Below are 26904 nucleotides of genomic sequence, written 5' to 3' on the forward strand. Positions count from 1 at the left end.
GGTGGGGCGGGTGCAGCCGCGGTCGCGGCCGAACAAGGCCAGTCGCTGTCCCAATGATGCGGTGCGTCGGGCGCGGCCCAGGTACAACGGGACGTTGGTGTGTTTGTCGAACACCAGCAGGTAGGGGTGGGCGCCGCGGGCGGCCATCCGGATCAGGTCGGGGATTGGGAGCTTGGAGCCGGTGTGGGTGAGGGCCAGGCCGGCGCCGTGTTCGAGTTCTTGCAGGGTGGTGGTGACCACGACGGTGACGGGGAGACCGTTGTGATCGCCGAGGTTGGTTCCGAGGGCGATGCGGCCCATGGCGGCGAGGGCGTCGTGGTTGCGTTGGTCGGCGCTGCGGGTGTCGTTGTCGATCTGGGCCTGAGTGGGTGTGCCCGACTGGCACGGTGTGGGGTCGGCGGGGTTGCACATGCCGGGGGCGCCGAGTTTGGCCTGGACTGCTTCGAGGGTGGCGCGCGCTTCGGGGTCGAGCCAGCCCTCGACCTTGGACATTCCGTCGGGTTGCTGCTTGCCGATGCGGAAGCTGCGTTTGCGGGCTCGCTCGGCGTCATCGGGTAGTGGCCCGTCCTGGTCGAGCAGGTACAACTGCAGATCGGCGGCGGCTTTGAGTTCTTCGGGGGTTTGGCCTGCGGCGGCGTTGGTGATCAGGGTTGCTTCGCATTGGCTGCTGGTGGTGGTGTCCACCCAGGCGGGCAGGTTCTTGAAGAACGTGTTCATGATCGCGATGTGTTCGGTGCCGATGGCGCCAGCGGCTTGGGCTGCGGCGATGTGTTCGTGTGCCGGTGCCAGCGCCTCGCCGGTGATGGTGGTGCGCGGGCCCAGGTCGGCCATGTCGCGGACCCGTCGCCGGGCGTCCTTTGCGGAGATGTGCAGGCGGATGGTCAGCACGTCGGCCCAGCTCTTGGCGCCGACCTCGCGCGGGGAGGTTTGCGTGTGCAGGCCCGCCAGGAGGGCGTGGTCGGCGACCGGCATACGACGGGCCAGCACTTCCCGGCGTGAGAGCAGCTCGAGTTGGTCAGCGACTGATAGGCCGCTGTAGTCGAACGCGTTGATCTCGGTGACCGCATTCTCCAGCGCCGCGTGAGCGGCGAAGATGGTGGCGCGGTCGGTGGCCATATTCGAACAATAGTTCGAAGTACTGACAAGAAACCGCGGGAAATGTGACGCTAGTTACCTACCGTGACCAGCGCAAACAAAGTGACCAAAGTTTTTGGGCGGTGCGCGGATGGCGGTGGAATTCGCGACCTAAACGGCGGCTCGGCATGCCGTTGGTCTGTGCCCAAGGACTGTCGTGGGTAGGCAGCAGGCGCGCTACGGCGCCCAACCGCGAACGGACTTCAGCACGCCACGCACCGCACTCTCGGTGACCGCGATGGGCGACAGCACCGTCTCGGCGACGCCGACGATGGCCTCGACGCGCGTCACGATCGCCTCCATCCGATCGACGACTCCAAAAATGCGGGGCGCGAGTTCGTCGATCTGTGTGATGGTCTCGTTGAACCGCGACATCGTCGTGTCGAGGTTGTCGGTCAGCCCGCTGAGGGTGGCCAGTGTGCCTTCCATATCGACCAGCAGCGCATCGACCTGGGAGACCGTGACATCCGCGTTCAGCGCTGCCTGCGTGAGCGTCCGGATGCGGCCGCCGACCGGACGGGTCCGCCCATCGCCTTTGTCGACCATGGCTACAGTTTCGCCGCCGCGGCCGCGTCGAGCAACCACACGGTTGCCTCGGTGCCGATTGCGCCGGCCGCTGGAATGTCATCTGCCGCAGCGCCACCGACCGCGGCTGCCACCGCATCGGCCTTCTCGGCGCCGGCCACGACCAACCACACCTGACGGGAGCGACGGACGGCGGGCAGGGTCAGCGTGATCCGTCGCGGCGGCGGCTTGGGGGAGTCGGTGACGGCGACGACATACCGCGCGGTCTCGCGGATCGCGTCGCTGTGCGGGAACAGTGAGTTGACGTGACCCTCGCCGCCCATGCCCATCAGGTGCACGTCGAATTCTGGTGTGGACGCGCCGTTTCCGGACACGGCGGCCAGCTCACCTGCGTAGGCGGCAGCCGCGGCGTCGATGTCGTCACCGAATTTGCCATCGCTCGCGGCCATCGCGTGCACGTTGTCTGCTGGAATGGCAATGGAATCCAGCAGCGCTTCCCGGGCCTGCTTGATGTTCCGGTCGGCATCGTCGGCCGGGACGTAGCGGTCGTCGCCCCAGAACAGGTGCACCTTGGACCACTCGATCGGATGTCCGCCGACATGCTTGAGCAACTTGATGCCGGTACCGCCGCCGGTCAGCACGATGTAGGCCACGCCGCGGGCTTCGATGGCGCCGTTGATGGCCGCAACGAGACGGTCGCCCACTGCAGTCACCAAAGTGTCTGCGTCGGAGTACTTTTCGATGATCTGCTCAGACATAAACGACCTTGTCCAGGCCCTGCAGGGCGCGGTGGTAGATGTCATCGGCGTCCAGCCGGCGCATCTCCTCGGCGAGGCAATCGCGGGCTTCTCGGCGTGCCAATGGAATTCGGGCATCAGGCCGGCCGGTGCGGGTGAGCTTGGCGGTGACGCCCTTCTGCGGCCGACTCAGCGCGATGACCTCGCTGGGCCGTACCAGCTCGACCTTGAGGTCGCCGACCGCCCGAGTTACCTGTCCGTCGATGCAGCTGGCCAGCCAACCCGCCAGGATGTCCAGTGCTGGTTCGTCTTTCAGTCCGGACACCAGCGCCGAGGTGATGGGCTCGTAGGGCGCCTGGTCGAGAGCCGAGGCGAGCAAGGCCCGCCAGTACGTGACTCGGCTCCAGGCGAGGTCGGTGTCGCCGGAGGTGTAGCCGGCCAACCGGCTCTTGATGCAGCTCAGCGGATCGGTTCCGTTGGTGGCGTCGGTGATCCGCCGGATCGCGAGCTTGCCCAGCGGATCGGCCGCAGGCACGGCGGGCGCAATGTCGGGCCACCAGGTCACCACTGGGGTGTCGGGCAGCAGGAACGGCGTGACGACGCTGCTCGCGTGGCCCGCCAGCGGGCCGGAAAGCCGAAGCACCACAACCTCATTGGCGCCGGCATCGCGGCCGACCCGCAGCTGGGCGTCCAGTCTCGCTTCGGTGGCGAGCCGGTCGCCGGGAATGACGACGATAACCCGGCACGGGTGCTCGCGGCTGGCGGTGTTGGCCGCCTCGATCGACTCTTCCAGCATCACCTCGGTGTCCGGGGCGACCACGAGCGTCATCACTCGGCCCAGGGTGATGGCGCCACCCTCTTCGCGCAGCGCGACGATCTTCTTGTTGATGGCACCGGTATTGGTGTCGGGCAGATCGACAATCACTACGGTCGCCTCCATTCGCGGCCCGACCGCTGCAGCATCTCGAATGCCGAATCCGGGCCCCAGGTGCCGGATTCGTAGGCGTCGGGCCTACCCCCGGCCTTGTCCTGCTCGGCCCAGTGCTCCAGCGCGGGATCCAGGATCTTCCAGGACAATTCGACCTCGGCATTGACGGGGAACAGCGAGGGCTCGCCGAGCAGGACGTCGAGGATCAGCCGCTCATACGCTTCGGGAGAGTCCTCCGCGAACGCCGAGCCGTAGGAGAAGTCCATGCTGACGTCACGGACCTCCATGAGGTGGCCCGGCACCTTGGAACCGAACCGCAGTGTGATGCCTTCGTCCGGTTGCACCCGAATGACCAATGCGTTTTGACCGAGCTCGTCGGTCATAGTGGCATCGAACGGCAGGTGCGGCGCCCGCTTGAACACGAGTGCGATCTCGGTGACCCTGCGGCCCAACCGCTTTCCGGTGCGGAGGTAGAACGGCACTCCGGCCCACCGCCGCGTGTCCACCTCGACGGTGATCGCCGCGAAGGTCTCGGTGGTGGAGGTCTTGGAAAAGCCTTCCTCGTCCAGCAGGCCGACGACCTTCTCGCCACCCTGCCACCCCGCCGCGTACTGGCCGCGCGAGGTCGTCTCGTCGAGCGGCTCGGCCAGCCGGGTCGCCGAGAGCACCTTGATCTTCTCGGCCTGCAGCTCGGCAGGGGAGAAGCTCACCGGTTCCTCGAGTGCCGTCAGCGCCAGCAACTGCAACAGATGGTTCTGGATGACGTCCCGGGCCGCCCCGACACCGTCGTAGTAGCCGCCGCGGCCGCCGAGCCCGATGTCTTCGGCCATGGTGATCTGCACACTGTCGACGTAGTGCGAGTTCCACACCGGCTCGAACAGTTCATTGGCGAATCGCAACGCCAAGATGTTCTGGACGGTCTCCTTGCCCAGGTAGTGGTCGATGCGGAACACCGACGACTCCGGGAACACACTGTTCACGACGCCGTTGAGTGCCTCGGCACTGGCCAGATCGTGGCCGAACGGTTTCTCGATGACCACCCGCGACCAGCAGCCGTCGGGCTTGTTGGCCAGGCCCGACTTGGACAGCTGCTCGCACACCTGCGGGAACGCGTTCGGCGGAATCGACAGGTAGAACGCGTGATTGCCCCCGGTGCCGCGTTCTTCGTCGAGCTTGCGCAAGGTGTCGCGCAGTCGCTCGAAAGCGGCGTCGTCGTCGAACGTGCCCTGCACGAACCGGAAGCCCTCGGCCAACCGGTCCCACACCTCCTGGCGGAACGGGGTGCGGGCATGCTGCTTGACCGCGTCGTGTACGACGTTGCCGAAGTCCTCATCGGCCCAATCCCGGCGGGCGAAGCCGATCAAGGCAAAGCTCGGCGGCAGCAACCCCCGGTTGGCCAGGTCGTAGATCGCCGGCATCAGCTTCTTACGGGCGAGATCGCCTGTGACGCCGAAGATCACCACCGCGCACGGGCCGGCGATGCGGGGCATGCGCTTGTCGCGCTTGTCCCGCAGGGGGTTCACCCAATCCGCGGGCCGCCCGCTGCAATCGCTCATTTCAGTGCGTCGAGTTGGCCCTGCACCGCCTCGAGCAATTCGCTCCAGGACTTCTCGAACTTGTCCACGCCTTCGACTTCGAGCACGTTGAACACGTCGTCCAAGTCGATGCCGACGGCCGACAACTCCTCGAACACGGCCTGCGAAGCCGCGGCCGTTCCGGAGATGGTGTCGCCGGTGACCTGACCGTGGTCGGCGACCGCTTCCATGGTCTTCTCCGGCATGGTGTTCACGGTGTCGACGGCCACCAGTTCGGTGACGTACAACGTGTCCGAGTAGTCCGGGTTCTTCACGCCGGTCGACGCCCATAGCGGACGCTGCACCCGGGCACCCTCAGCCTTGAGGTTCGCGAACTGCGGACCGCCGAAGACCTGCTCGTAGGCCGCGTACGCGAGCCGGGCGTTCGCGACGCCGGCCTTGCCACGCAGACCCAGCGCCGAGCCGCCGAGCTTCTCCAGCCGGGCGTCGATCTCGGTGTCCACGCGGGACACGAAGAACGAAGCGACGGAATGGATCTTGGACAGGTCGTGGCCGGCCTCGCGGGCCTTCTCCAGGCCCGTCAGGTAGGCGTCCATCACGGCGCGGTGGCGTTCCACCGAGAAGATCAGGGTGACGTTGACCGAGATGCCCTCGGCGATCACCGCGGTGATGGCGGGCAAGCCCGCCAGCGTCGCCGGAATCTTGATCAGCAGGTTCGGCCGGTCGACGATCTTCCACAGCTCGATGGCCTGCAGGATCGTCTTGTCGGTGTCGTGCGCCAGCCGCGGGTCGACCTCGATGGACACCCGGCCGTCGACGCCGCCGGAGGCCTCGTAGGCCTTGGCCAGCACGTCGCAGGCGTTGCGGACGTCATCGGTGGTCGCGCTGCGGATCACCGCGTCGACATCGGCACCGCGCGAGGCGAGTTCACGCACCTGCTCGTCGTAGGCAGTGCCCGAGGTGAGCGCGGCCTGGAAGATCGACGGGTTGGTGGTGACACCCACAACGCTGCGGGTGTCAATGAGCTGCTGCAGGTTTCCGGTCTGCAGTCGCTCACGGGAAAGGTCGTCGAGCCACACGGAGACACCGGCGGCGCTCAGCGCCGCGAGGTTCGGGTTCTGAGTCATCTGAATGCTCTCTTCTGTCGACTTAGTTATCGAGCGATCGTTCCGCGGCAGCAACCACCGCTTCCGCGGTGAAGCCGAACTCCCGGAACAGGGTCTTGTCGTCGGCCGATGCGCCGTAGTGCTCGATCGAGATGATCTCGCCGGTATCACCGACCAGCTTGTGCCAAGGCTGGGCGATGCCTGCCTCGACCGCAACTCGTGCGGAGACGTCCGGGGGCAGCACTGCGTCCCGGTACTCCTTGGGCTGTGCCTCGAACCACTCCAGGCACGGCATCGACACCACGTAGGCGACGATGTCCTTGTCCGCCAACAGCTTCTGCGCCTCGACGGCCAGCTGCACCTCGGAGCCGGTCGCGATGATGATGACGTCGGCGTCGTCGGCGGGGTTGCCGCCGCCGAGCACGTAACCACCCTTGGCAGCGCCCTCAGCGGAAGTGCCCTCCAGAACGGGAACGCCCTGACGGGTCAGGATGAAACCGGTCGGGTTGTTGCCGTGGGTGCGCTGCAGGATGGTGCGCCAGGTGTACGCGGTCTCGTTCGGGTCGGCGGGACGGACCACCGACAGGTTCGGGATCGCGCGAAGCGCGGCCAGGTGCTCGATCGGCTGGTGCGTCGGGCCGTCTTCACCCAGGCCGATGGAGTCGTGCGTCCAGATGTAGATCGGGTCGATGTTCATCAGCGCGGCCAGGCGCACCGCCGGACGCATGTAGTCGGCGAACTGCAGGAAGGTGCCCGCGAACGGACGTGTCGGGCCGTGCAGCACGATGCCGTTGAGGATCGAGCCCATGGCGTGCTCGCGGATGCCGAAGTGCAGCACCCGGCCGTACCAGTCGGCGGTGTAGTCCTCGGTCGAGATCGACGGCGGGCCGAACGACTTGACCCCGTTGATGGTGGTGTTGTTGCTGCCCGCGAGATCGGCTGAGCCGCCCCACAATTCGGGCAGCTTGGTGGCGACGTCGTTGAGCACCTTGCCGAACGCGGCGCGGGTCGCGACGGCCTTGCTGCCCGGCTCCCAGTACGTCAGGTCGGCGTCCCAGCCCTCGGGCAGTTCGCCGGCGTGCAGCCGGTCCAGCAGCTTCTTGCGCTCGGGTTCCTTGGCGGCCCACGCCTCGAACGCGACCTGCCACTCGTCGTGTGCCTTCTTGCCGCGGGCGACGAGCTCGCGGGTGTGCTCGATGACCTCAGGCTTGACGTCGAAACTCTGGTCCGGGTCGAAGCCGAGCACCTTCTTGGTGGCCGCGACCTCGTCGGCGCCCAGCGCCGAGCCGTGCACGCCACCGGTGTTCATCTTGGTGGGGGCGGGGTAGCCGATGATCGTGCGCACCGAGATGAACGACGGCCGGTCGGTCACGGCACGTGCGGCCGCCAGGGCCTCTTCGATCGCGGTGACGTTCTCGCCGCCGTCGACCTCCTGGACATGCCAGCCGTAGGCGCGGTACCGGGCGCAGGTGTCCTCGGACAGCGCGATGTTGGTGTCGTGCTCGATGGAGATCTTGTTGTTGTCCCACAGCACGATCAGGTTGCCGAGCTGCTGCGTGCCGGCGAGCGACGACGCCTCGCTGGTCACGCCCTCTTCGATATCGCCGTCCGAGGCGATGACGTAGATGAAGTGGTCGAACGGGCTCTCACCCGGCGCGGCGTCCGGATCGAAGAGGCCGCGCTCGTACCGGGCGGCCATCGCCATGCCGACCGACGAGGCCAGGCCCTGGCCCAGCGGGCCGGTGGTGATCTCGACACCCTTGGTGTGGCCGTACTCGGGGTGGCCCGGGGTGAGCGAGCCCCAGGTGCGCAGGGCTTCGATGTCGGCCAATTCGAGGCCGAAGCCGCCCATGTACAGCTGCAGGTACAGCGTCAGGCTGGAATGCCCACAGGACAGGACGAAGCGGTCGCGGCCGATCCAGTGGGTGTCCGACGGGTCATGGCGCATCTGGCGCTGGAACAGGGTGTAGGCCAGCGGGGCCAGGCTCATGGCGGTTCCGGGATGGCCGTTTCCGACCTTCTGCACCGCGTCCGCGGCGAGCACTCGTACGGTATCGACGGCGGCCGAGTCCAGCTCGGTCCAGTCGTCCGGGTGGTGCGGGCGGGTGAGTTCGGAAATCTCTTCGACTGTGGTCACGGGCGCACTCCTACTGAGGGACGTCTCGGGCTCGGCACATCGCAAGCGAGCTGCATGACTACCCTAGTGCGCGCCGCTCGTGCGGTGCAGACCGCTTCACCTTTGGCCTGTCCGCGATTGGGTTTCTGTTCACCTGAAACCACCCTGCGGTGTCGAGCACTCAGGTAGCCGGTCTACCATCGTCTGTAGTAGAGGCTGCGCGGCCGTGACATCCGAGGAGATATCTGCGTGAGCATTCGCGAGCGCCGTTCTGTCCACGGGGCGCACGGTTTCGGTCCCGGAGCTGCGGCGTCTGACGAGTCAGCCACCAAGTCGCCGAACCGGGTTCGGGACACGTTGCTGGCCTACATCGCCCTCACCAAGCCGCGGGTCATCGAACTGCTGCTGGTGACCACGATCCCGGCGATGCTGCTGGCCCACCGCTTCGACTGGGTGGCCAGCCAAGGTCCGATCAAACCGCTGTTGATCCTGAACACCTTGTTCGGCGGCATGCTCGCAGCCGCCGGCGCCAACACCCTGAACTGTGTCGCCGACGCCGATATCGACAAGGTGATGAAGCGCACGGCCCGCCGGCCATTGGCCCGGGCGACGGTACCCACCCGGAACGCGCTGATCTTCGGCCTGGTGCTGACCATCACGTCATTCCTGTGGCTGTGGCGCACCTCGAATTTGCTGTCGGGCCTGCTGGCCCTGGCGACCATCGCCTTCTACGTGTTCGTCTACACGCTGCTGCTGAAGCGCCGCACCTCGCAAAACGTGGTGTGGGGCGGCGCGGCCGGCTGCATGCCGGTGATGATCGGCTGGTCTGCGGTCACCGGCACCATTCAGTGGCCGGCGCTGGTGATGTTCCTGATCATCTTCTTCTGGACGCCGCCGCACACCTGGGCGCTGGCCATGCGCTACAAGGAAGACTACGAGGCAGCCGGGGTACCGATGCTGCCCGTCGTCGCCACCGAGCGCGAGGTCACCAGGCAGATCCTGATCTACACCTGGGCGACCGTCATCACCACGCTCGCCCTGGCGTTCGCCACCGGCTGGCTGTACGCGGGTGTCGCACTCGTCGCCGGCGTGTGGTTCCTGGTCATGGCACACCAGTTGTACTCCGGCGTGAAGCGCGGCGAGCCCGTGAAGCCGCTGCGCCTGTTCCTGCAGTCGAACAACTACCTCGCCGTGGTGTTCTGCGCCCTTGCGGTCGACTCGGCTCTCGCGCTGCCGATGGTGTTCGGCCGCTGACGGACCCGCTAGTTTTGGGGCATGCCCCAACTGGTGAGCCCCGACAACTTCGCCCGCGCCGAATCGGATCTGTACTTCTCCGGCATCGTGAACGACGGAGGCGTCGGTAGCTTTCTTCACCACCGCGAACTGAGCTCGATCGACCACCAGATCGTCATCCGGCAGAACCGCGACACGCTCTACTCGGCAGCGGTGTTCGACCTCGATGCCGGACCCGTCACCGTCACCTTGCCCGACAGCGCGGGCCGCTTCATGTCGCTGCAGGCCATCAGTGAGGACCACTACACGACCCAGGTCGCCTACGCCCCGGCCACGGTGACCCTGACGCGCGAAGCCGTCGGTACCCGCTACGTCGCGGCGGCGATTCGCACGTTGGTCGATCCCAACGATGCTGCCGATCTGGCGGCCGTGCACGCACTGCAGGACGCCATCACCGTCGCGCAGGACGCGCCCGGCAGCTTCGAGGTGCCGCAGTGGGACCCGGTGAGCCAGAAGACGGTGCGCGACGCGCTCGTCACCCTCGCCACCACGCTGCCGGACACCAAGGGCATGTTCGGCACTGCTGCCGACACCGAGCCGGTGCGCCACCTGATCGGGTCGGCCAACGCCTGGGGCGGCAATCCCGAACGTGACGCGTTTTACCTGACCGTCGTACCGGCGCGCAACGACGGCACCACGGTGCACCGGCTCACCGTCAAAGACGTTCCGGTGGAAGGCTTCTGGTCGGTCACCGTCTACAACAAGGACGGCTACTTCACGGCCAACGACCAGAACGCCTACTCGCTGAACAACATCACCGCGGTCAAAGACGCCGACGGCAGCACCACCATCCAGTTCGGCGGCGCCGACGGTCCCAACCTGCTGCCGATCACCCCGGGCTGGAACTACACCGTCCGGCTCTACCGCCCGCGGCCCGAGATCCTCGACGGCGGTTGGACGTTCCCCGCCGCCCAGCCGGTCTAGGGGACCAGCACCACCGAGCCGACGGTCAGACGGGCCTGCAGGTCGGCATGTGAGCGGGCGGCGTCGGCCAGCGGGTAACGTTGGCTGACCGTCACGTTGAGGGTGCCATCGGAGATGGCCTGCAGCAGTTCGCCTGCCCGCCAGGAGAACTCGTCGGTGTTGCGGGTGTAGTGCGCGAGCGTCGGCCGGGTCAGGAACAGAGATCCGCCACTGTTCAGGCGCTGTGGATCGATCGGCGGCACCGGGCCGCTGGATGCGCCGAACAATGCCAGGGTGCCCCGCACCGCGAGGCTGGCCAGGCTCGCCTCGAACGTGGAGGCGCCCACTCCGTCGTACACCGCGGCGACGCCGTTGCCGTCGGTGAGTTCGCGGATTTTGGCGCCGAACTCGGCGGGATCGTCGGGATAGTCCAGCACCTCGATGGCGCCGGCCTGCCGCGAGAGCGCAGCCTTGTCGCTGTTGGAGACCGTCGTGATGACGCGCACCGCCATGCTGGTGGCCCACTGGGTCAGGATCAGCCCGACGCCGCCGGCGCCGGCGTGCAGCAGCACCGTGTCGCCCTGCTGCACGGGGTACGTCGACTTGATCAGGTAGTGGGCCGTCATGCCCTTGAGCAGGGCCGCCGCGGCGACTTCGGGCTCCACGCCGTCGGGCACGTAGGCCACGTAATCGGCCGGCGCGACACAGTATTCGGAGTACGTGCCGTCCGCCGCGGCGGTGACCACCCGGTCACCGACGGCCAGCGCTGCCACGTCGTCGCCGACGGCGGCGATGGTGCCGCAGACCTCCTGGCCCGGGATGTAGGGCACCGGACGCGGGTACAACCCGGAGCGGAAGTACGTGTCGATGAAGTTGACGCCGATGGCCTCAGCCTTGATCAGGACCTCACCCGGACCCGGGGTGGGCTCGGGACGTTCGACGAAGGACAGGACTTCCGGACCGCCGAGTTCGGCGACTTCGATGGCGTGCATGCCACCTATCATTCCAACGTGAAACTCGCGCGGCCCGATATCCGTCATCCCCGTGTCGTTTTGGCAGGTTGTCAGGCTCTCGTCGAAGGCGACGGAGACGACGACGGGTTGGTCAGGGCGTTGCGCGACCGCGGTTTGCATGCCCACTGGCTGGCCTGGGATGACCCGGCCACCCTGCAGGCCGATCTGGTGATCCTGCGGGCCACCTGGGACTACACCGAGCGGCACGACGAATTCCTGGCGTGGACGAAGAAGGTGCGCAATCTGCTGAACGCGCCCGAGGTGGTCGCGTGGAACAGCGACAAGCGGTACCTGGCCGATCTGGCGGCCGCCGGGGTGCCGACGGTGCCCAGCGGTTTCTTCGCGCCGGGAGAGTCGGTGTCGGTGCCCCGTGGCCAGGTGGTGGTCAAGCCCGCAGTGGGTGCCGGTTCGGTTGGGGCGCAACGATTCACCGATGCTGCCGCGGCCGCTGAGCATGCCGCCGCACTACAGGCGGACGGCCGCACCGCGCTGATCCAGCCCTACGACGAGCGCATCGAGGCAGGGGAGACCGCACTGGTGTTCCTGGCCGGCAAGCAGTCGCACGCCTTCATCAAGGGGCCGATGTTGCCGCCGCCCGGCGGCAGTCTGGAGATGCACGATTCCGGCACCTACGCCGAGGAACAGCTGCAACCGGCTGACCCGGACTTCGAATTGTGGGACGTCGGCTACGCGACGCTGGCTGCCGCGGCCGCCCATCTCGGCATCGAGCCGACGGAATTCCTGTACGCCCGGGTGGACGTCATCGGCGACCGTCGGGACCCGCGGTTGCTCGAGCTGGAATTGGTCGAGCCAGGGCTGGGCTGGCGACAACTGGCCGAACCCGAACGGGCTTTGGCGCAACGGCAATTCGCCGTCGGCGTCGAGTCAGCGCTGGAGCGGCTCGGCCTCGGTCCGCTGTCGCACTAGCTCGTATTGAAAGGCGGGCACGGTGCCTGACGACTACCACGACAATCTTGCCGACCTCAGCAGACTCGCCCGCGAGATGGGGCAGGGCATCGCCGCTACCCGGCGAAATGTCATTCCTGACAACGGACGGGTGTTCTGGAAGCTCACCGACGCCGATAGTGGCGCACTAGCCTGGCTCGCGTTCACCCGGCCAGATGCGCGCTCGACACTGGGCCGGCGCAAGGTATGGACGTTGATCCCGCAGCGGCAGGTCTTCATGGCCAACTGGTTCGTGATCGTCGACCGCGAGCGCACCGATCAGAGCCAGTGGTCACACACAATCGTCGACATTGACGAGGCGCGGGAACTAGCGCTGTTGGTTTCCCGGCCGTCGGCCGAGGACATGAAGCGGATCACCCGGCCCGCGGTGGTGCTCACCCTGGACGACATCGATAAGCATGCGGTGGCGAAGGTCCTGGGAAAGGGAACAGCTATGGCGCTGAAAGGTCGGCGATGATGCATCTGAACAAGCAGGAATTCCACGCCTGGGCGTACGACGATTTGCTGACCAACACCACCCGCGGCGTGCTGGCCGAGTACATCGTGGCCACAGCGCTCGGCGTCCATGACACCAGGCGCCTCGAATGGGACAAGCACGACCTCTGCGTCGGCGATATCGGCGTCGAGGTGAAATCGGCTGCCTACGTGCAATCGTGGGTGCAATCCCAGCCCTCGGTGATCTCGTTCGACATCCGCCCTGCGAAAGGCTGGGACGCCCGTACCAACACGCACGCGGCGAGTGCGGAGCGAAGCGCCGACGTCTACGTCTTTTGCTTGCTCAACGGCACGGAACGCGAACGCATCGACCCGCTCGACGTCGCACAATGGACGTTCCATGTGCTGCCGACGAGCGTGATCAATCAAAAGGCATTGGCGCAGAAGACGATTAGGCTCGGGCCATTAAAAGCCCTCAAGCCGTGTGAGTGCGAATACGACGAACTCGGCCCCGCCATTCGCGCGGCGGCAGCGGTCAATCGCGGCGGCAGGCGTGTTTCTTCCGAACGCTCGGGTCCCGATCCGTCGATCGATATCGATGAGGGCCACGCCGAGATCCCTTGAGATCCCTGACGTCAATCTGCGGCGGCATATCGCTGCTTCGACTGCAGCTAGGGATCGATTTCGGCGCCGTCGCGTTCCTGGTTGCAATCATGACGCCGTGTCGTTGATCTGATTGAAACCAGGGACACTCTCGAGTGCGCGTCGGCTGAGAACCGAAGGCAAAGTCCCTAAGAGGCCGTCCGCTGTCGCATCGACGCCCATAGCGCGGCGGTGCACGCCGTGCAGGCGGCGGCGCCCGCCACGTGGAATGCGACGAGAACGGCGGGGACCCCAGTGAAGAACTGCACGACGCCGATCGTGCCCTGTGCGCACACCACCGCCACCAGAACCAGGAGACGCTTGCGGACAGCGGTCGGCGCACCGACGGCGACCAGGCCGAAGCCCAGACCGACCAGCAGTGAGAGATAGATCCACAACAGTGACGAGTGCGCGTGCACGAGCGTGGTGATCTCGACCTGAAGTCGTGCGACGGGCCGTTCGATGCTCTTGTCGCCGGCATGTGGCCCGGCTCCGGTCACCAACGTCCCCGTCACCAGCACGAGAGACAGCACCGCCGCACTGAGTGCCGTCAGGCCGCGCAGCGCTTTTGGCACCGTCGTGCGGGTCACGCCCTGGTCGGGCTCGCCGATCTTCACGTAGAGCAGCACTGCCAGCCACACCATCAGCATCGACGCGATCAGGTGGATGGCGACGGTCCACCAGAGGAGGCCGGTGAGCACCGTGATGCCGCCCATCACCGCCTGCAGCACCGTCGACGCCGGCATCAGCCAGGCGTAGATGATGACCTCGCGCCGGCGCCGCGCCCGGGTGACGGCCAGTACGGCGGCGATCGCGGTGATCACGACGGCGAAGGTGATCATCCGGTTGCCGAACTCGACGGCCTGGTGGATTCGTGGCACCGCGGGGTGCGCGATCGGGACGAAGCTGCCGGGGAAGCACTGCGGCCAGGTCGGGCACCCGAGGCCGGATGCGGTCACGCGGACGACAGAACCCGTGACGGCGATACCGGCCTGAGTCAGGACGACGAGCGCGGCGATCAGGCGCTGCGCACGCAAGCTCGGGTCGGGCAGCAGATCAACCAGGCGGCGAAACACGGTCCAAGCGTAGGTGACGGCTAACTACCGCTTGTAGTAGAGGGTCTGCGCCCGTCAGCTGAACCGGAACCAGCGCATCGCGGCGAGCCCGGCGATGACGCCCCAGGCGGCCAGTACCGCGATGCCGAACCAGTCCACCGACAGCGTCATCGCCTGCGTGAGAGCCTCGGTCAGCGCGCCCGAGGGCGTCAGCCGGGCCACCCAGCGCAAGGCCTCGGGGACCACGCGGTGCTCGATGGTCAAGGCACCCAGGCCGGCCAGGATGAACCACAACAGGTTCGCCAGGGCCAGCACGATCTCGGCTTTCAGCGTCCCGCCGAGCAGCAGACCCAGCGCCGCGAACGAGGCGGTGCCGAGTGCGATGACCACGGCGCCCAGCAGCAGGCTCAGCGGGCTCGGTCGCCAGCCCAGCGCAATACCGATGCCGCCCAACACAACTGACTGCAGAAACACCGTGGTGACCACGGCCAGCGACTTGCCGGCGATGATGCCCCACACCGGCAGCGCGGTGGCGCCGAGGCGCTTCAGTGCGCCGTAGCGCCGATCGAACGCGACGGCGATGGCCTGTCCGGTGAACGCCGTGGAGATCACCGCCAGCGCCATGATCGGCGGCGTGAACGTCCCCGGGCGGTGATCGCCGAGCGAGCCGATCGGAAGCAGCGTGAGCCCGACCAGCAGCGTGATCGGGATGAACATCGTCAGCAGCAGCTGCTCGCCGTTGCGCAGCAGCAGCTTGAGCTCCAGGCCGTACTGCGCCGCCAACATCGCGGGGATCGGCGCGGGCGTCGGGTCCGGGGTGAAGGTCCCCGGTGCGAACCGGTTCGTCTCGGTTGTCACGGCCGCAGCTCCCGTCCGGTCAGGTCGAGGAACACGTCCTCGAGGCTGCGCTGCTCGACGCGCATGTCAGTGGCGAGCACGTTCAGGCGGGCGGCCCAGGCGGTGACGGTGGCCAGCACCTGCGGGTCGATGTGCCCTTCGACGAGGTACTCGCCGCTGGCGGCTTCGCTGGCGCGGTAGTCCTCGGGCAGCGCGGAGACCAACAGCGACAGATCCAGCTTGGGCGGTGCGGAGAAGCGCAACTGGTTCTCGGCGCCACCGCGCATCAGGTCGGCGGGCGTGCCTGCCGCCACCGCGGCGCCGTGGTCGATGATGACGATGCGGTCGGCCAGTTCCTCGGCCTCGGTCAGCTGGTGCGTGGTGAGCACGACGGTCACGCCGTCGCGGCGCAGGCCTTCGATCAACTCCCACACCACGATTCGGGCGTGGGCGTCCATGCCGGCGGTAGGCTCGTCGAGGAACACCAGCTCTGGGCGTCCGACGATGGCGCAGGCCAGCGCCAGGCGCTGCTGCTGGCCGCCGGACAGCCGGCGGTAGGTGGTGCGGGCGGCCTCGGTCAGGCCGAGGGTGTCCATCAGCCACTGCGGATCGAGCGGATTGGCCGAGTACGCCGCGACCAGGTTCAGCATCTCGCCGGCCTTGGCGGCGGGGTAGCCGCCGCCGCCCTGCAGCATCACGCCGATGCGTGCGCGCAGCTTGGCGTTGTCGGCGGTCGGGTCGAGGCCCAGGATCGAGATGGCGCCCGAGTCGGGTTTGATGAAGCCTTCGCACATCTCGACGGTGGTGGTCTTACCGGCACCGTTGGGTCCGAGCAGGGCCAGCACCTCGGCGCGCTGCACCTCGAGATCCAGGTTGTTCACGGCCTGGATCTCGCCGTAGCGCTTGCTGACGCCGCGCAGCAATACGGGCGTCTCAGTGGAACTCACGGGGATTCAGCGTAAGCGTCGGGCCTGGCAGCGGCGCTACCAGGGGCGTCACCGTCGTCTGAATCCGGCAATCCGCGCCACGGCAGGCGATTGCGGGTCAGCGCGATCAGCAGCACCACGATGACGGTGCTGGCCAGCGTGGCGTCGAGGATCTGGAACAGCGCGAACCGGTCTCCGTTGGCCGTCGGGCCGAAGACGCCGACGACGAACGTCACCACGATGGTCGTGCCGCGGAAGCCCGGCCGGGTGGCCCAGCAGGCCAGCGGGATGATCGCCCACAGCAGGTACCAGGGCTGCACGACGGGGAACAGCAGAACCGTCGCACCCATGGCGACCCCGAGGCCGCCGAGCGGATGCAGCCGGCCGCGCAGCACCGACAGCAGCAGCCAGCTCACCAGCACGCCGATGACGAAGACGCCGATCCCACGGGTCAGCCCGAGCACCGCAGTGGTGTGGTCGCCCAGCCCCAGCAGGATGCCGACCTGTCCGGTACCGAGCGCGACCAGCGTCGGCGGTGACATCCAGGACCGCACCACGTTCGCGGTGCCGAGGGTGAACAGCCAGCCGAAGCCGAGGCCGCTGGCCCAGCCGATGAGCGCCATGACCGCCAGCGCGACCACGCCCAACGGGACACAGGCTTGGAAGAAGGCCTTGACCGTCCCGCCGAGCCGGCGCGCGAGGGCCATGGCCACGAACCCCAGCGCCAGCAGGGACGGCAGCTTGATCTGGGACGACATGGCGATGAGCACCGTGCCGGTGAACAGCATCGCCAGCGGCCACCAGGCGGCCCACTCCTCGCGGTGCCGTGGCCAGCTCAAGGGCCGGGGGATGAGTGGCCGGCCGGAATCGATGCCCCGCATGGCGAATTCGGTGCCGGCGAGCATCAGCCCGAGCATCGGCGCCTCATTGTGGATACCGGCGATGAGGTGCATGAAGAGCAGCGGATTACACGGTCCCAGCCACAGGGCGCTCACCTCGCCGACGCCGCAGCGGCGGGCCAGGCGCGGCGTTGCCCACACGGTGGCCGCGACGCCCAGCAGCACGACCAGCCGGTGCGAGAGCACTCCGGCGACGATGTTGTCGCCCGTCAGCTCGGAGATGCCGCGTCCGATCCATAAGAACAGCGGACCGTACGGGGCCGGGGTTTCTCGCCAGAGGCTCGGCACCGTCAAGGTGAAGACGTGGCCGAGCCCGAGGCCCGTGGCCGGGCCGACGCGGTATGGGTCCAGGCCGATGCTGGCGATCTGGCTCTGCGCCAGGTAGGAGTACACGTCCTTGCTGTACATCGGCGGCGCGATCAGCAGAGGTAAGGCCCACAGCATCAGCGTCTGGTCCAGCTGGCTGCGGGACATGCGGCGTTTGCCCAGCGTGTAGCGCCCCAACATGAGCCAGGCCAGCGCCATCATGACGGCACCGGTGGTCGTCATGGTCAGCGAGACGGTCTGGATGCGCGACGGCAGGTTCAGCAGGCGCACCCCGAACGTCGGATCCTGCACGACGGGCCGGGCGCCGGCGCCGAGAGCACCGATGGCCATCAGTACCGTTCCGGTGGCGCCGAACCGCCGGGTCCGGCGCAGCGAGGCGACCTCGGACGCGTTGAGCGGGGAGGCGACGGGCGGCTCGTCGGCGTGCCAATGCGCGACGGCCGTGCTCAGATGCTGAAGGCGGTCGGGCATCAGAGCAGATTAGCCGTAGGCCGATTCTGGATCGTCCAAGTCCGCGGCGGCGGTGATAAGGGTTACCTTCCTAGATTCGGGTTCCGAATTCCGTCACAATGGTGTTGTGAAATTGCCGTCCGAAGCGCTCGGAGCTGTCGGCACCGCGACCGCGGTGACGTCGGCGACGGCCGTCTCAGACGGACACACCCGGTCGGCGATCGTGCAATTGCTGCTGGAAGGCGCGGTTACCGCGACCCAGATCGGTGAGCAGCTCGGCATTTCCGCGGCCGGAGTCCGGCGGCATCTCGACGCGCTGATCGACGCGGGCGACGCGGAATCCAGCGCTGCCGCAGCGTGGCAGCACAACGGCCGCGGCCGGCCCGCCAAGCGGTACCGGCTGACCGCCGCGGGACGCGCCAAGCTCGGCCACACCTACGACGACCTCGCCGCGGCCGCCATGCGCCAGCTGCGCGAGATCGGCGGCGACGACGCCATCCGGACCTTCGCCCGTCGTCGTATCGACTCGATCCTGTCCGGCGTCACCACCACACCGGACATCGCCGATACCGCGGACCAGCTGGCCGCGGCATTGACCCAGGCCGGCTACGCCACCACGACCACTCCGGTGACCGGACCCATCGGCGGGGTGCAGATCTGTCAGCACCACTGCCCGGTCTCGCATGTCGCCGAGGAGTTCCCCGAACTGTGCGACGCCGAACGTGAAGCGTTCGCCGAGGTGCTCGGTACGCACGTGCAGCGCCTGGCCACCATCGTCAACGGGGATTGTGCGTGTACGACGCACGTACCGGTCACGCCGGAGCACGCAGTCTCAACGGCTTCTACACCCATCCACACCGCGACCCAAGAAGAAGGAGTGTCGCAATGACGACCACCCCGGAACAGTTGACCCAGGAGGAGACCATTGCCTCCCTGGGCACTTACGGCTACGGCTGGGCTGACAGTGATGCCGCAGGCGCCGCCGCGACCCGTGGGCTGAATGAGGCTGTCGTCCGCGACATCTCGTCGAAGAAGAACGAGCCGGAGTGGATGCTCGACTTCCGGCTGAAGTCGCTGCACATCTTCGACAAGAAGCCCATGCCGCGCTGGGGCAGTGACCTCGACGGCATCGACTTCGACAACATCAAGTACTTCGTGCGGTCCACCGAGAAGCAGGCAGCGACCTGGGACGACCTGCCGGCCGATATCAAGAACACCTACGACCGCCTGGGCATCCCCGAGGCCGAGAAGCAGCGCCTGGTGTCCGGTGTCGCCGCGCAGTACGAATCCGAGGTCGTGTACCACCAGATCCGCGAAGACCTCGAGGCGCTGGGCGTCATCTTCCTGGACACCGATTCCGCACTGCGGGAGCACCCGGAGATCTTCAAGAAGTACTTCGGCACCGTGATCCCGGCCGGCGACAACAAGTTCTCGGCGCTGAACTCCGCCGTGTGGTCGGGTGGCTCGTTCATCTACGTGCCGCCGGGCGTGCACGTCGACATCCCGCTGCAGGCCTACTTCCGGATCAACACCGAGAACATGGGCCAGTTCGAGCGGACGCTGATCATCGCCGACGAAGGCTCCTACGTGCACTACGTGGAGGGTTGTACCGCGCCGATCTACAAGTCGGACTCGCTGCACTCGGCCGTCGTCGAGATCGTGGTGAAACCCGGTGCGCGCGTTCGGTACACGACCATCCAGAACTGGTCGAACAACGTCTACAACCTGGTCACCAAGCGGGCCCGCGCCGAGGCCGGCGCCACCATGGAGTGGATCGACGGCAACATCGGTTCCAAGGTCACAATGAAGTACCCGGCGGTCTGGATGACCGGCGAGCACGCCAAGGGTGAGGTGCTCTCGGTGGCGTTCGCGGGCGAAGGCCAGCACCAGGACACCGGCGCCAAGATGGTGCACCTGGCGCCGAACACGTCGAGCAACATCGTGTCGAAGTCGGTGGCCCGTGGTGGCGGCCGGTCGTCGTACCGCGGACTGATCCAGATCAACAAGGGCGCGCACGGCTCCAAGTCGAGCGTGAAATGCGATGCGCTGCTTGTCGACAACATCAGCCGCTCGGACACGTACCCGTACGTCGACATCCGCGAGGACGACGTCACGATGGGTCACGAGGCCACCGTCTCGAAGGTCAGCGAGGATCAGATGTTCTATCTGATGAGCCGCGGTCTGACCGAGGACGAGGCCATGGCGATGGTGGTGCGCGGCTTCGTCGAGCCCATCGCCAAGGAACTGCCAATGGAATACGCGCTCGAGCTGAACCGGCTGATCGAGCTGCAAATGGAAGGCGCTGTCGGATAGTGAGTTTGACTGAACCCGTTGAGGGCATTGTCACCAATAAGGGTGAGCTGTTCACGTCCTACGACGTCAACGCTTTTGAGGTGCCGCACGGCCGTGACGAGCTGTGGCGGTTCACCCCGCTGAAGCGCCTGCACGGTCTGCACGACGGCTCCGCGGTCGCCACCGGCGCTGCGCGCGTTGAGGTTTCAGAACGCGCCGGCGTCACCGTCGAGACCGTCGGTCGCGATGACGAGCGCCTGGGCCAGGGCGGTGTGCCCGCGGACCGGGTTGCCGCCCAGGCCTATTCGTCGTTCGCCGAGGCGACGGTGGTGTCGGTCGGCCGCGACGTCCAGGTCGCCGAGCCTGTCGAGATCACCATCGCCGGCCCCGGCGAGGGCAAGACCGCGTACGGCCACCTGCAGCTGCGGGTCGCCGAACTCGGCGAGGCCGTCGTGGTCATCGACCAGACCGGCAGCGGAACCTACGCCGACAACATCGAATTCGTCGTCGGCGACGCGGCCCGCCTGACCGTCGTGTCGATCGCCGACTGGGCCGACGACGCGGTGAACATCAGCACCCACCACGCGACCCTGGGCAAGGACGCCGTGCTGCGGCACATCGCGGTCACCCTCGGCGGCGACGTCGTGCGCCTGACATCGCGGACCCGCTACCTCGCTCCCGGCGGCGACGCCGAGATGCTGGGTCTGTACTTCGCGGACGACGGCCAGCACTTCGAGTCGCGCCTGCTGGTCGACCACGCGCAGCCGAACTGCCGCTCCAACGTGTTGTACAAGGGTGCGCTGCAAGGGGATCCGGATTCAAAGAAGCCCGATGCCCACACCGTGTGGATCGGCGACGTGCTGATCCGGGCCGCGGCCACCGGCACCGACACCTTCGAGGTGAACCGCAACCTGGTGCTCACCGACGGCGCCCGCGCCGACTCGGTGCCCAACCTGGAGATCGAGACGGGCGAGATCGTCGGCGCCGGACACGCCAGTGCCACCGGACGTTTCGACGACGAGCAGCTGTTCTACCTGCAGGCCCGCGGTATCCCCGAGGACCAGGCCCGCCGCCTGGTGGTCCGGGGCTTCTTCGGCGAGATCATCCAGAAGATCGCCGTGCCCGAAGTCCGCGACCGCCTGACCGCCGCCATCGAACACGAACTTGAACTGACTGAAGGACGCAACAACTCATGACCACACTGGAAATCAAGGACCTGCACGTCTCGGTCACCGCACCCGACGGTGCCGACGTCCCGATCCTCAAGGGCGTGAACCTGACCGTGAAGTCGGGCGAGACCCACGCGGTCATGGGCCCCAACGGTTCTGGCAAGTCGACGCTGTCGTACGCCATCGCCGGCCACCCCAAGTACACCGTCACCTCCGGGTCCATCACCCTCGATGGCGAGGACGTGCTGGAGATGAGCGTCGATGAAAGGGCAAGGGCGGGCCTCTTTTTGGCCATGCAGTACCCGGTCGAGGTGCCCGGCGTCTCGATGTCGAACTTCCTGCGCACCGCGGCGACCGCGGTCCGTGGCGAGGCCCCCAAGCTGCGCCACTGGGTCAAAGAGGTCAAGACCGCCATGTCCGAGCTGGACATCGACCCGGCGTTCGGTGAGCGCAGCGTCAACGAAGGTTTCTCCGGTGGTGAGAAGAAGCGCCACGAGATCCTGCAGCTGGGCCTGCTGAAGCCGAAGATCGCCATCCTCGACGAGACCGACTCGGGCCTGGACGTCGACGCGCTGCGCGTGGTGTCCGAGGGCGTCAACCGGTACGCCGAGGCCGAGCATGGCGGCGTCCTGCTGATCACGCACTACACCCGCATCCTGCGCTACATCCGTCCGCAGTTCGTGCACGTCTTCTTCGACGGCCGGATCGTCACGTCCGGTGGGCCGGAGCTGGCCGACGAGCTCGAAGAGCACGGCTACGAGCGCTACACCGCTGCGGCTGCCCAGGCCTGACATAGCGCGCACGCGAGGAGCAAGACGGTGACGGTGTCGGTTCATTTGGATGTGACGCGGATCAGGGCCGACTTCCCGATCCTCAGTCGGGTCATGCGCGGCGGAAACACGTTGGCGTACCTGGATTCCGGGGCCACGTCGCAGAAGCCGCTGCAGGTCCTCGATGCCGAGCGGCAGTTCCTGACCACCTCCAACGGCGCGGTGCACCGCGGTGCGCACCAGCTGATGGAGGAGTCCACCGACGCCTACGAACAAGGGCGCGCGGACATCGCGGCGTTCGTCGGTGCCGATGACGACGAGCTGGTGTTCACCAAGAACGCCACCGAGGCGCTGAACCTGGTGTCGTATGCGGTGGGGGACAGCCGGTTCGACCGCGTGGTCGGGCCGGGGGACGTCATCGTCACCACGGAGCTGGAGCATCACGCCAACCTGATTCCGTGGCAGGAGCTGGCCCGCCGGACCGGCGCCGAGCTGCGCTGGTACGGCGTGACCGACGACGGCCGCATCGACCTGGATTCTCTGCAGCTCGACGATCGGGTGAAAGTTGTTGCTTTCACTCATCATTCGAACGTCACCGGCGCCATCGCGCCGGTCGCCGAACTGGTGTCGCGGGCCAAGGCCGTCGGCGCGTTGACCGTGCTGGACGCCTGCCAGTCGGTGCCGCACCAGCCGATCGACTTCCATGCTCTCGACGTCGACTTCGCGGCGTTCTCGGGTCACAAGATGTTGGGACCCACCGGAATCGGTGTGCTGTACGGCCGTCGTGCGCTGCTGAACGCGTTGCCCCCGTTCCTCACCGGCGGATCGATGATCGAGACCGTCACCATGGAGTCGGTGACCTACGCCCCGGCACCGCAGCGGTTCGAGGCCGGCACCCCGATGACCTCGCAAGTGGTCGGATTGGCCGCTGCCGCACGGTATCTCGACGCGATCGGGATGGCGGCCGTCGAAGCACACGAAGCCGAGTTGGTGGCTGCCACGCTCGACGGACTGACTCAGATTCCGCAGGTGCGGATCATCGGACCGACCACCACCGAGCACCGCGGTTCACCCGTGAGTTTTGTGCTCGACGGAGTGCACGCCCACGACGTCGGCCAGATCCTCGACGACGGCGGCATCGCGGTCCGGGTCGGTCATCACTGCGCGGCCCCGCTGCACCGGCGATTCGGTATCGCCGCGACGGCCCGGGCGTCGTTCGCGGTCTACAACACCCTCGACGAGGTCGACCGGCTGGTCGCCGGTGTCAAACGCGCTGTGGAGTTCTTTGCATGAGAATGGAACAGATGTACCAGGAAGTGATCCTGGACCACTACAAGCACCCGCATCACCGCGGGCTGCGGGAGCCGTTCGGCGCGCAGGTGCACCACGTCAACCCGACGTGCGGTGACGAGGTGACGCTGCGCGTGACGCTGTCCGACGACGGCGAGACCGTCGCCGACATCTCGTATGACGGGCAGGGCTGCTCGATCAGCCAGGCGTCGACGTCGGTGCTGACCGATCAGGTGATCGGCCAGAGCGTGGAAGAGGCGCTCAAGACCGTCGGCGCGTTCACCGAGATGATTTCCTCCCGCGGCAACGTCGAGGGGGACGAAGATGTGCTGGGTGACGGCATCGCGTTCGCCGGTGTCGCCAAGTACCCGGCACGGGTGAAATGCGCGCTGCTGGGCTGGACTGCGTTCAAAGCCGCGCTCGCCGAGGCGAGTGCATCAGAGACTGTGCTGGCAGCTGTCGGCACCAATGCGGAGGACAGGCGATGACTGAAGGCACACCCGAAGGAACCACCACGGCCAACGTGGTCGACGACCCCCAGCTGCTCGACGCCGTCGAAGAGGCCATGCGCGACGTCGTCGACCCTGAGCTCGGCATCAACGTCGTGGACCTGGGTCTCGTCTACGGCATGACGCTCGAAGAGGGCGACGAAGGCACCGTCGTGAAGCTCGACATGACGCTGACGTCGGCGGCCTGTCCGTTGACCGACGTGATCGAGGATCAGTCGCGGTCCGCCCTGGTGGGCGCCGGCCTGGTCAGCGACCTCAAGCTGAACTGGGTCTGGAACCCGCCGTGGGGTCCGGACAAGATCACCGACGACGGCCGCGAGCAGCTCCGGGCACTGGGCTTCACCGTCTAGCTAGTTTTCGTCGAGCGTGTGGGAAGACGAGGAGATTTGCCCGAATTATCTCGTTTAGCCACACGCTCGACGCAGTCCAGGCCCTGAGGCCTGTGGATAACCGGCGATTCTGACGTCTTTTGGCGGCGTTCTTGTCGGTCGCCTTCTCTAGCTTCCACCGCAAGAGGACCAATCAGGTCCGATGCGGAACGGAGGCACCATGAATTCTGAAATCAGGCCGGGCGAAGTCGCGCGCGATCCCGGCGACGAGTACCCAAATTCGCTGGCGCTGTGCATGATTGACGCGATGTACGTCACCGGGGCCCGGCACCTGACGGTCGAGAACATCGTCGCGCGGTACCGCGCTTTTCGGGCCGGGCAGGGCGGGAACGCCGATCGCGATGGCGTGCCGGAGCTCTTGGCGAACATTGCCGCCGTGGGCGGGCCCTACCAGTGGGCCGCCGACATCGGGAATCGCCGACCGACATCGACGGCGAAGAACGCGCCGCTGCGTGCGGTGGCGCTGGCCGAGATCGCACAGCAGTTCTCGGCGCTCGGCATTGCGACGGCGGCAGACCTGCGAGCCGTCGCCGAGGACGACGAACTGTCCGCCGAGGTGCAGCGAGTCTGGTGCGCCATCCCGGGCCAGCGTTCGGGCTTCAGTTGGCGCTACCTGCTGATGCTGGTGCAACCGCCGAGCCTCCGAGCGGCACCACCGGACGCGGAGACCGCATGAAAAGGCGATAACCGACCCGCCAGTCGGGCGCCGGCGGAATCGGTTGAGCCGTCACGGTGTTGCATAGGCTCATGACCGTCGATGCAACTGGACTCTTCGCTCCACTGGCCCTGCGGAACCTGACCGTACCCAACCGGTTCGCGATGGCTCCCATGACCAGGCAGGCGTCGCCCGGAGGCGTCCCGGGGCCCGACGTGGCGGAGTACTACGCCCGCCGGGCTGCCGGCGGTGTCGGCCTGATCATCACCGAAGGTGTGCGACTGGGTGACCCGACGGCGACCGGTTCGCAAGACATCCCGACGCTGGTCGGCGCCGAGGCGCTCGACGGCTGGCGCAACGTCACCAGCGCGGTGCACCGCCACGGCGCGACCATCGCCGCGCAGCTCTGGCACCAGGGCGCCGAGCGTGGCGACCGCGACGGGGTGGCCCCGGTCAGCCCGTCGGGCGTGAACGGTCTCGGCGAGCAGATGGGCCGGGCCCTGGCCGCTGATGAGCTGCCTGCTGTCGCGCAGTGGTACGCCGAGGCGGCCCGCAACGCCAAGGACGTCGGCTTCGACGCGGTCGAACTGCACGGCGCCCACGGCTACCTGCTGGACCAATTCCTGTGGACCAGAACGAATCTGCGCACCGACCAATACGGTGGCACGCTCGAGAACCGGACCCGTTTCCCGGCTGAGGTGATTGCGGCGGTGCGCGCCGCGGTCGGCCCGGACTACCCGATCATCTACCGCTTCTCGCAGTGGAAGGGCACGGACTACAACGCGACGTTGGTCGACGATCCGATGCAGCTGCAGGAACTGCTGGCCCCGCTGGTCGATGCCGGCGTCGACGCGCTACATCCCTCGACCCGCCGCCACTACGTGCCGGCGTTCCCCGACGCCGACCCGGCCCTGACGCTGGCCGGCTGGACCAAGAAGGTCACCGGGACGCCCGTCATCGCCGTCGGCTCGGTGGGCCTGCAGACCGCGTTCCGGTCCGAGAAGCCCGGCCAGGTCATCGAGCCAGGCCCGGTGGACCAGTTGGTCGAGCAGTTCGACGCCGCTGAGTTCGACATGATCGCGATCGGCCGGGCGCTGCTCGCCGATCCCGGATGGGTGAACCGCCTGCGCACGGGCACCCTGGACGGGTTCAATGGCTACGATGCGGCCAGTGCGCTGGCCCGGTTGGCCTGACCAGCGGCCTCCGGACGGGAATGTCGGTCAACCGCGTATCGCCTGCAGCAGTGCTTCTTCGAGCGAAGCCCATACAACGGTCGGGTCCGTGCCTCTGAGCACCTCGATGGTGAGCACTGCCATACCTCGGTCGCGTCCGGCGTAGGACCCAAAGGAGCCGGGGGTCGGGGCGAATGACGACGACTCTTCGACGGGTAGGCCGCTGGTCATCGAGAACTGCTCGGCGATCTGTCGAGCAGGTCCATCGAAGTTGATGAACTGCCGGCCCCGCCAGGAGTGTGCGACGAGAATGAGGTCAGGGTGCACGCGGTCGATCGTGTCCACCAACGCGCGGGATTCGGGCTGACTCAATGGCTCGCCCCCGGATTCCGGGATGGTGGAGTCGAAGTTGCGTGCGGGAAAGTTCCGGTTCACGTCGACACCGTTCGCGTTGCCGCGTGTTCCCGCCGCGCGGCCGTCGGGGTTCACGTCCTCGATGACGGTGAGTGTGGCTGCTTCGCTCAGTCCGGCGGCGACGAAAGCGGCGGGCAGTTGGGCGGCGGTAACCGATCCTTCCGGCTCGTCGCCGTGAATCCCCCCGACGAACAGGACCCGGTGCGGGCCATGTCCGACCGTCGTTGCCTGGATACTTCGGTCTTGTACCGAAGTGGCTATCGGCTGCCAGGTAGGTTCAGCTGTGGTGACTGTGGTGACTGCTGTGGCTGGTGCCAACGGCACGGCAGTCGAGCGCACGATCGAGGGCTCGGCCCCCGCAGGTTGCGGCGGCGGGGCCTGACAACTGGTCGAGCCTAACGCCATGGTGCACAGCAA

General features: G+C 67.1%; 27 protein-coding genes. 14 read left to right on the plus strand and 13 right to left on the minus strand.

The window, feature by feature from the left end; all coding sequences use genetic code 11:
- From TL10_RS22390 to tkt, 7 genes are all read right to left on the minus strand, one after another.
- Positions 1-1116 (minus strand): DUF222 domain-containing protein (locus TL10_RS22390; protein WP_043987395.1); only part of this gene is annotated, 1116 nt, incomplete at its 3' end.
- Positions 1117-1311: 195 nt separating this feature from the next.
- On the minus strand, positions 1312-1680 hold the full coding sequence (locus tag TL10_RS22395; RefSeq protein WP_043987396.1) for a hypothetical protein: 369 nt from the start codon (positions 1678-1680) through the stop codon (positions 1312-1314).
- A gap of 2 nt (positions 1681-1682) precedes the next feature.
- A complete protein-coding gene (gene pgl / locus TL10_RS22400; protein WP_043987398.1) occupies positions 1683-2417 on the minus strand; it encodes a 6-phosphogluconolactonase in 735 nt (244 codons plus the stop codon).
- Positions 2410-3321, minus strand: a complete 912-nt coding sequence (gene opcA / locus TL10_RS22405; protein ID WP_043396616.1) for a glucose-6-phosphate dehydrogenase assembly protein OpcA — start codon at positions 3319-3321, stop codon at positions 2410-2412. The genes pgl and opcA overlap by 8 nt, the downstream gene beginning before the upstream one ends.
- Entirely contained in the window at positions 3321-4880 is a 1560-nt protein-coding gene (gene zwf / locus TL10_RS22410) for a glucose-6-phosphate dehydrogenase (RefSeq protein ID WP_043396448.1), read from the minus strand. Before zwf ends, opcA begins: the two co-directional genes overlap by 1 nt.
- Positions 4877-5986 carry a transaldolase gene (tal, locus tag TL10_RS22415; protein WP_043396445.1) on the minus strand — a complete coding sequence of 370 codons (1110 nt, stop codon included), beginning with the start codon at positions 5984-5986 and terminating at the stop codon, positions 4877-4879. Before tal ends, zwf begins: the two co-directional genes overlap by 4 nt.
- Positions 5987-6008: 22 nt before the next feature.
- A complete protein-coding gene (tkt, locus tag TL10_RS22420; RefSeq protein WP_043987400.1) occupies positions 6009-8102 on the minus strand; it encodes a transketolase in 2094 nt (697 codons plus the stop codon).
- A gap of 228 nt (positions 8103-8330) precedes the next feature.
- Between tkt and TL10_RS22425 the strand changes: the two genes are divergently transcribed.
- On the plus strand, positions 8331-9335 hold the full coding sequence (locus TL10_RS22425; RefSeq protein ID WP_082068044.1) for a heme o synthase: 1005 nt from the start codon (positions 8331-8333) through the stop codon (positions 9333-9335).
- Positions 9336-9368: 33 nt separating this feature from the next.
- Complete coding sequence (locus TL10_RS22430) at positions 9369-10298, plus strand: DUF1254 domain-containing protein (RefSeq protein WP_192830286.1); 930 nt, start codon at positions 9369-9371, stop codon at positions 10296-10298.
- On the opposite strand, the gene TL10_RS22435 is transcribed toward TL10_RS22430, so the two are convergent.
- The gene (locus TL10_RS22435; RefSeq protein WP_043987402.1) at positions 10295-11269 is read right to left on the minus strand and encodes a quinone oxidoreductase family protein; all 975 of its coding nucleotides are present in this window, start codon (positions 11267-11269) and stop codon (positions 10295-10297) included. The two genes, TL10_RS22430 and TL10_RS22435, sit on opposite strands and share 4 nt — an antisense overlap.
- A gap of 18 nt (positions 11270-11287) precedes the next feature.
- Here TL10_RS22435 and TL10_RS22440 point away from each other — a divergent pair, with 18 nt between their 5' ends.
- The 3 genes from TL10_RS22440 to TL10_RS22450 are packed head-to-tail and all read left to right on the plus strand — an operon-like array spanning position 11288 to position 13315.
- The gene (locus TL10_RS22440; RefSeq protein ID WP_043987448.1) at positions 11288-12217 is read left to right on the plus strand and encodes an ATP-grasp domain-containing protein; all 930 of its coding nucleotides are present in this window, start codon (positions 11288-11290) and stop codon (positions 12215-12217) included.
- Between the two features lie 22 nt (positions 12218-12239).
- Positions 12240-12713: a hypothetical protein gene (locus tag TL10_RS22445; protein WP_043987404.1), complete on the plus strand. Its 474-nt coding sequence runs from the start codon at positions 12240-12242 to the stop codon at positions 12711-12713.
- Positions 12713-13315 (plus strand): hypothetical protein, encoded by a 603-nt coding sequence (locus TL10_RS22450; RefSeq protein WP_192830285.1) that lies wholly within the window; start codon positions 12713-12715, stop codon positions 13313-13315. Before TL10_RS22445 ends, TL10_RS22450 begins: the two co-directional genes overlap by 1 nt.
- 167 nt (positions 13316-13482) lie before the next feature.
- Here TL10_RS22450 and TL10_RS22455 read toward each other — a convergent pair whose 3' ends face one another.
- From TL10_RS22455 to mptB, 4 genes are read right to left on the minus strand one after another with little or no spacing between them, the layout of a single operon-like run.
- Positions 13483-14409 carry a COX15/CtaA family protein gene (locus tag TL10_RS22455; RefSeq protein ID WP_043987406.1) on the minus strand — a complete coding sequence of 309 codons (927 nt, stop codon included), beginning with the start codon at positions 14407-14409 and terminating at the stop codon, positions 13483-13485.
- 54 nt (positions 14410-14463) lie between these two features.
- On the minus strand, positions 14464-15246 hold the full coding sequence (locus TL10_RS22460; RefSeq protein WP_043987408.1) for an ABC transporter permease: 783 nt from the start codon (positions 15244-15246) through the stop codon (positions 14464-14466).
- Positions 15243-16172, minus strand: coding sequence for an ABC transporter ATP-binding protein (locus TL10_RS22465; RefSeq protein ID WP_043987409.1), 930 nt, complete (start codon positions 16170-16172; stop codon positions 15243-15245). Before TL10_RS22465 ends, TL10_RS22460 begins: the two co-directional genes overlap by 4 nt.
- Positions 16169-17848, minus strand: a complete 1680-nt coding sequence (gene mptB / locus TL10_RS22470; RefSeq protein ID WP_043987410.1) for a polyprenol phosphomannose-dependent alpha 1,6 mannosyltransferase MptB — start codon at positions 17846-17848, stop codon at positions 16169-16171. Before mptB ends, TL10_RS22465 begins: the two co-directional genes overlap by 4 nt.
- A 112-nt stretch (positions 17849-17960) precedes the next feature.
- Here mptB and TL10_RS22475 point away from each other — a divergent pair, with 112 nt between their 5' ends.
- From TL10_RS22475 to TL10_RS22515, 9 genes are all read left to right on the plus strand, one after another.
- Positions 17961-18716, plus strand: a complete 756-nt coding sequence (locus TL10_RS22475; RefSeq protein ID WP_110789190.1) for a helix-turn-helix transcriptional regulator — start codon at positions 17961-17963, stop codon at positions 18714-18716.
- Complete coding sequence (sufB, locus tag TL10_RS22480) at positions 18713-20140, plus strand: Fe-S cluster assembly protein SufB (protein ID WP_043396424.1); 1428 nt, start codon at positions 18713-18715, stop codon at positions 20138-20140. The genes TL10_RS22475 and sufB overlap by 4 nt, the downstream gene beginning before the upstream one ends.
- Complete coding sequence (sufD, locus tag TL10_RS22485; RefSeq protein WP_110789191.1) at positions 20137-21315, plus strand: Fe-S cluster assembly protein SufD; 1179 nt, start codon at positions 20137-20139, stop codon at positions 21313-21315. The genes sufB and sufD overlap by 4 nt, the downstream gene beginning before the upstream one ends.
- On the plus strand, positions 21312-22079 hold the full coding sequence (sufC, locus tag TL10_RS22490; RefSeq protein ID WP_043396422.1) for a Fe-S cluster assembly ATPase SufC: 768 nt from the start codon (positions 21312-21314) through the stop codon (positions 22077-22079). Before sufD ends, sufC begins: the two co-directional genes overlap by 4 nt.
- 27 nt (positions 22080-22106) lie before the next feature.
- Positions 22107-23351 carry a cysteine desulfurase gene (locus tag TL10_RS22495; RefSeq protein ID WP_043987413.1) on the plus strand — a complete coding sequence of 415 codons (1245 nt, stop codon included), beginning with the start codon at positions 22107-22109 and terminating at the stop codon, positions 23349-23351.
- Positions 23348-23836: a Fe-S cluster assembly sulfur transfer protein SufU gene (sufU, locus tag TL10_RS22500; RefSeq protein WP_043987414.1), complete on the plus strand. Its 489-nt coding sequence runs from the start codon at positions 23348-23350 to the stop codon at positions 23834-23836. The genes TL10_RS22495 and sufU overlap by 4 nt, the downstream gene beginning before the upstream one ends.
- Positions 23833-24207, plus strand: coding sequence for a metal-sulfur cluster assembly factor (locus tag TL10_RS22505; RefSeq protein ID WP_043987415.1), 375 nt, complete (start codon positions 23833-23835; stop codon positions 24205-24207). Before sufU ends, TL10_RS22505 begins: the two co-directional genes overlap by 4 nt.
- 199 nt (positions 24208-24406) lie before the next feature.
- Positions 24407-24922: a DUF8548 family protein gene (locus tag TL10_RS22510; RefSeq protein WP_043987416.1), complete on the plus strand. Its 516-nt coding sequence runs from the start codon at positions 24407-24409 to the stop codon at positions 24920-24922.
- 71 nt (positions 24923-24993) lie between these two features.
- Positions 24994-26094, plus strand: coding sequence for an NADH:flavin oxidoreductase (locus TL10_RS22515; protein WP_043987418.1), 1101 nt, complete (start codon positions 24994-24996; stop codon positions 26092-26094).
- Positions 26095-26121: 27 nt separating this feature from the next.
- On the opposite strand, the gene TL10_RS29765 is transcribed toward TL10_RS22515, so the two are convergent.
- Positions 26122-26811, minus strand: coding sequence for a M14 family zinc carboxypeptidase (locus tag TL10_RS29765; RefSeq protein ID WP_157850386.1), 690 nt, complete (start codon positions 26809-26811; stop codon positions 26122-26124).
- Positions 26812-26904 lie beyond the last annotated feature (93 nt).

Source organism: Mycolicibacterium llatzerense (assembly GCF_000878195.1).
In the GTDB taxonomy this organism is placed as follows: Bacteria; Actinomycetota; Actinomycetes; order Mycobacteriales; family Mycobacteriaceae; genus Mycobacterium; species Mycobacterium llatzerense.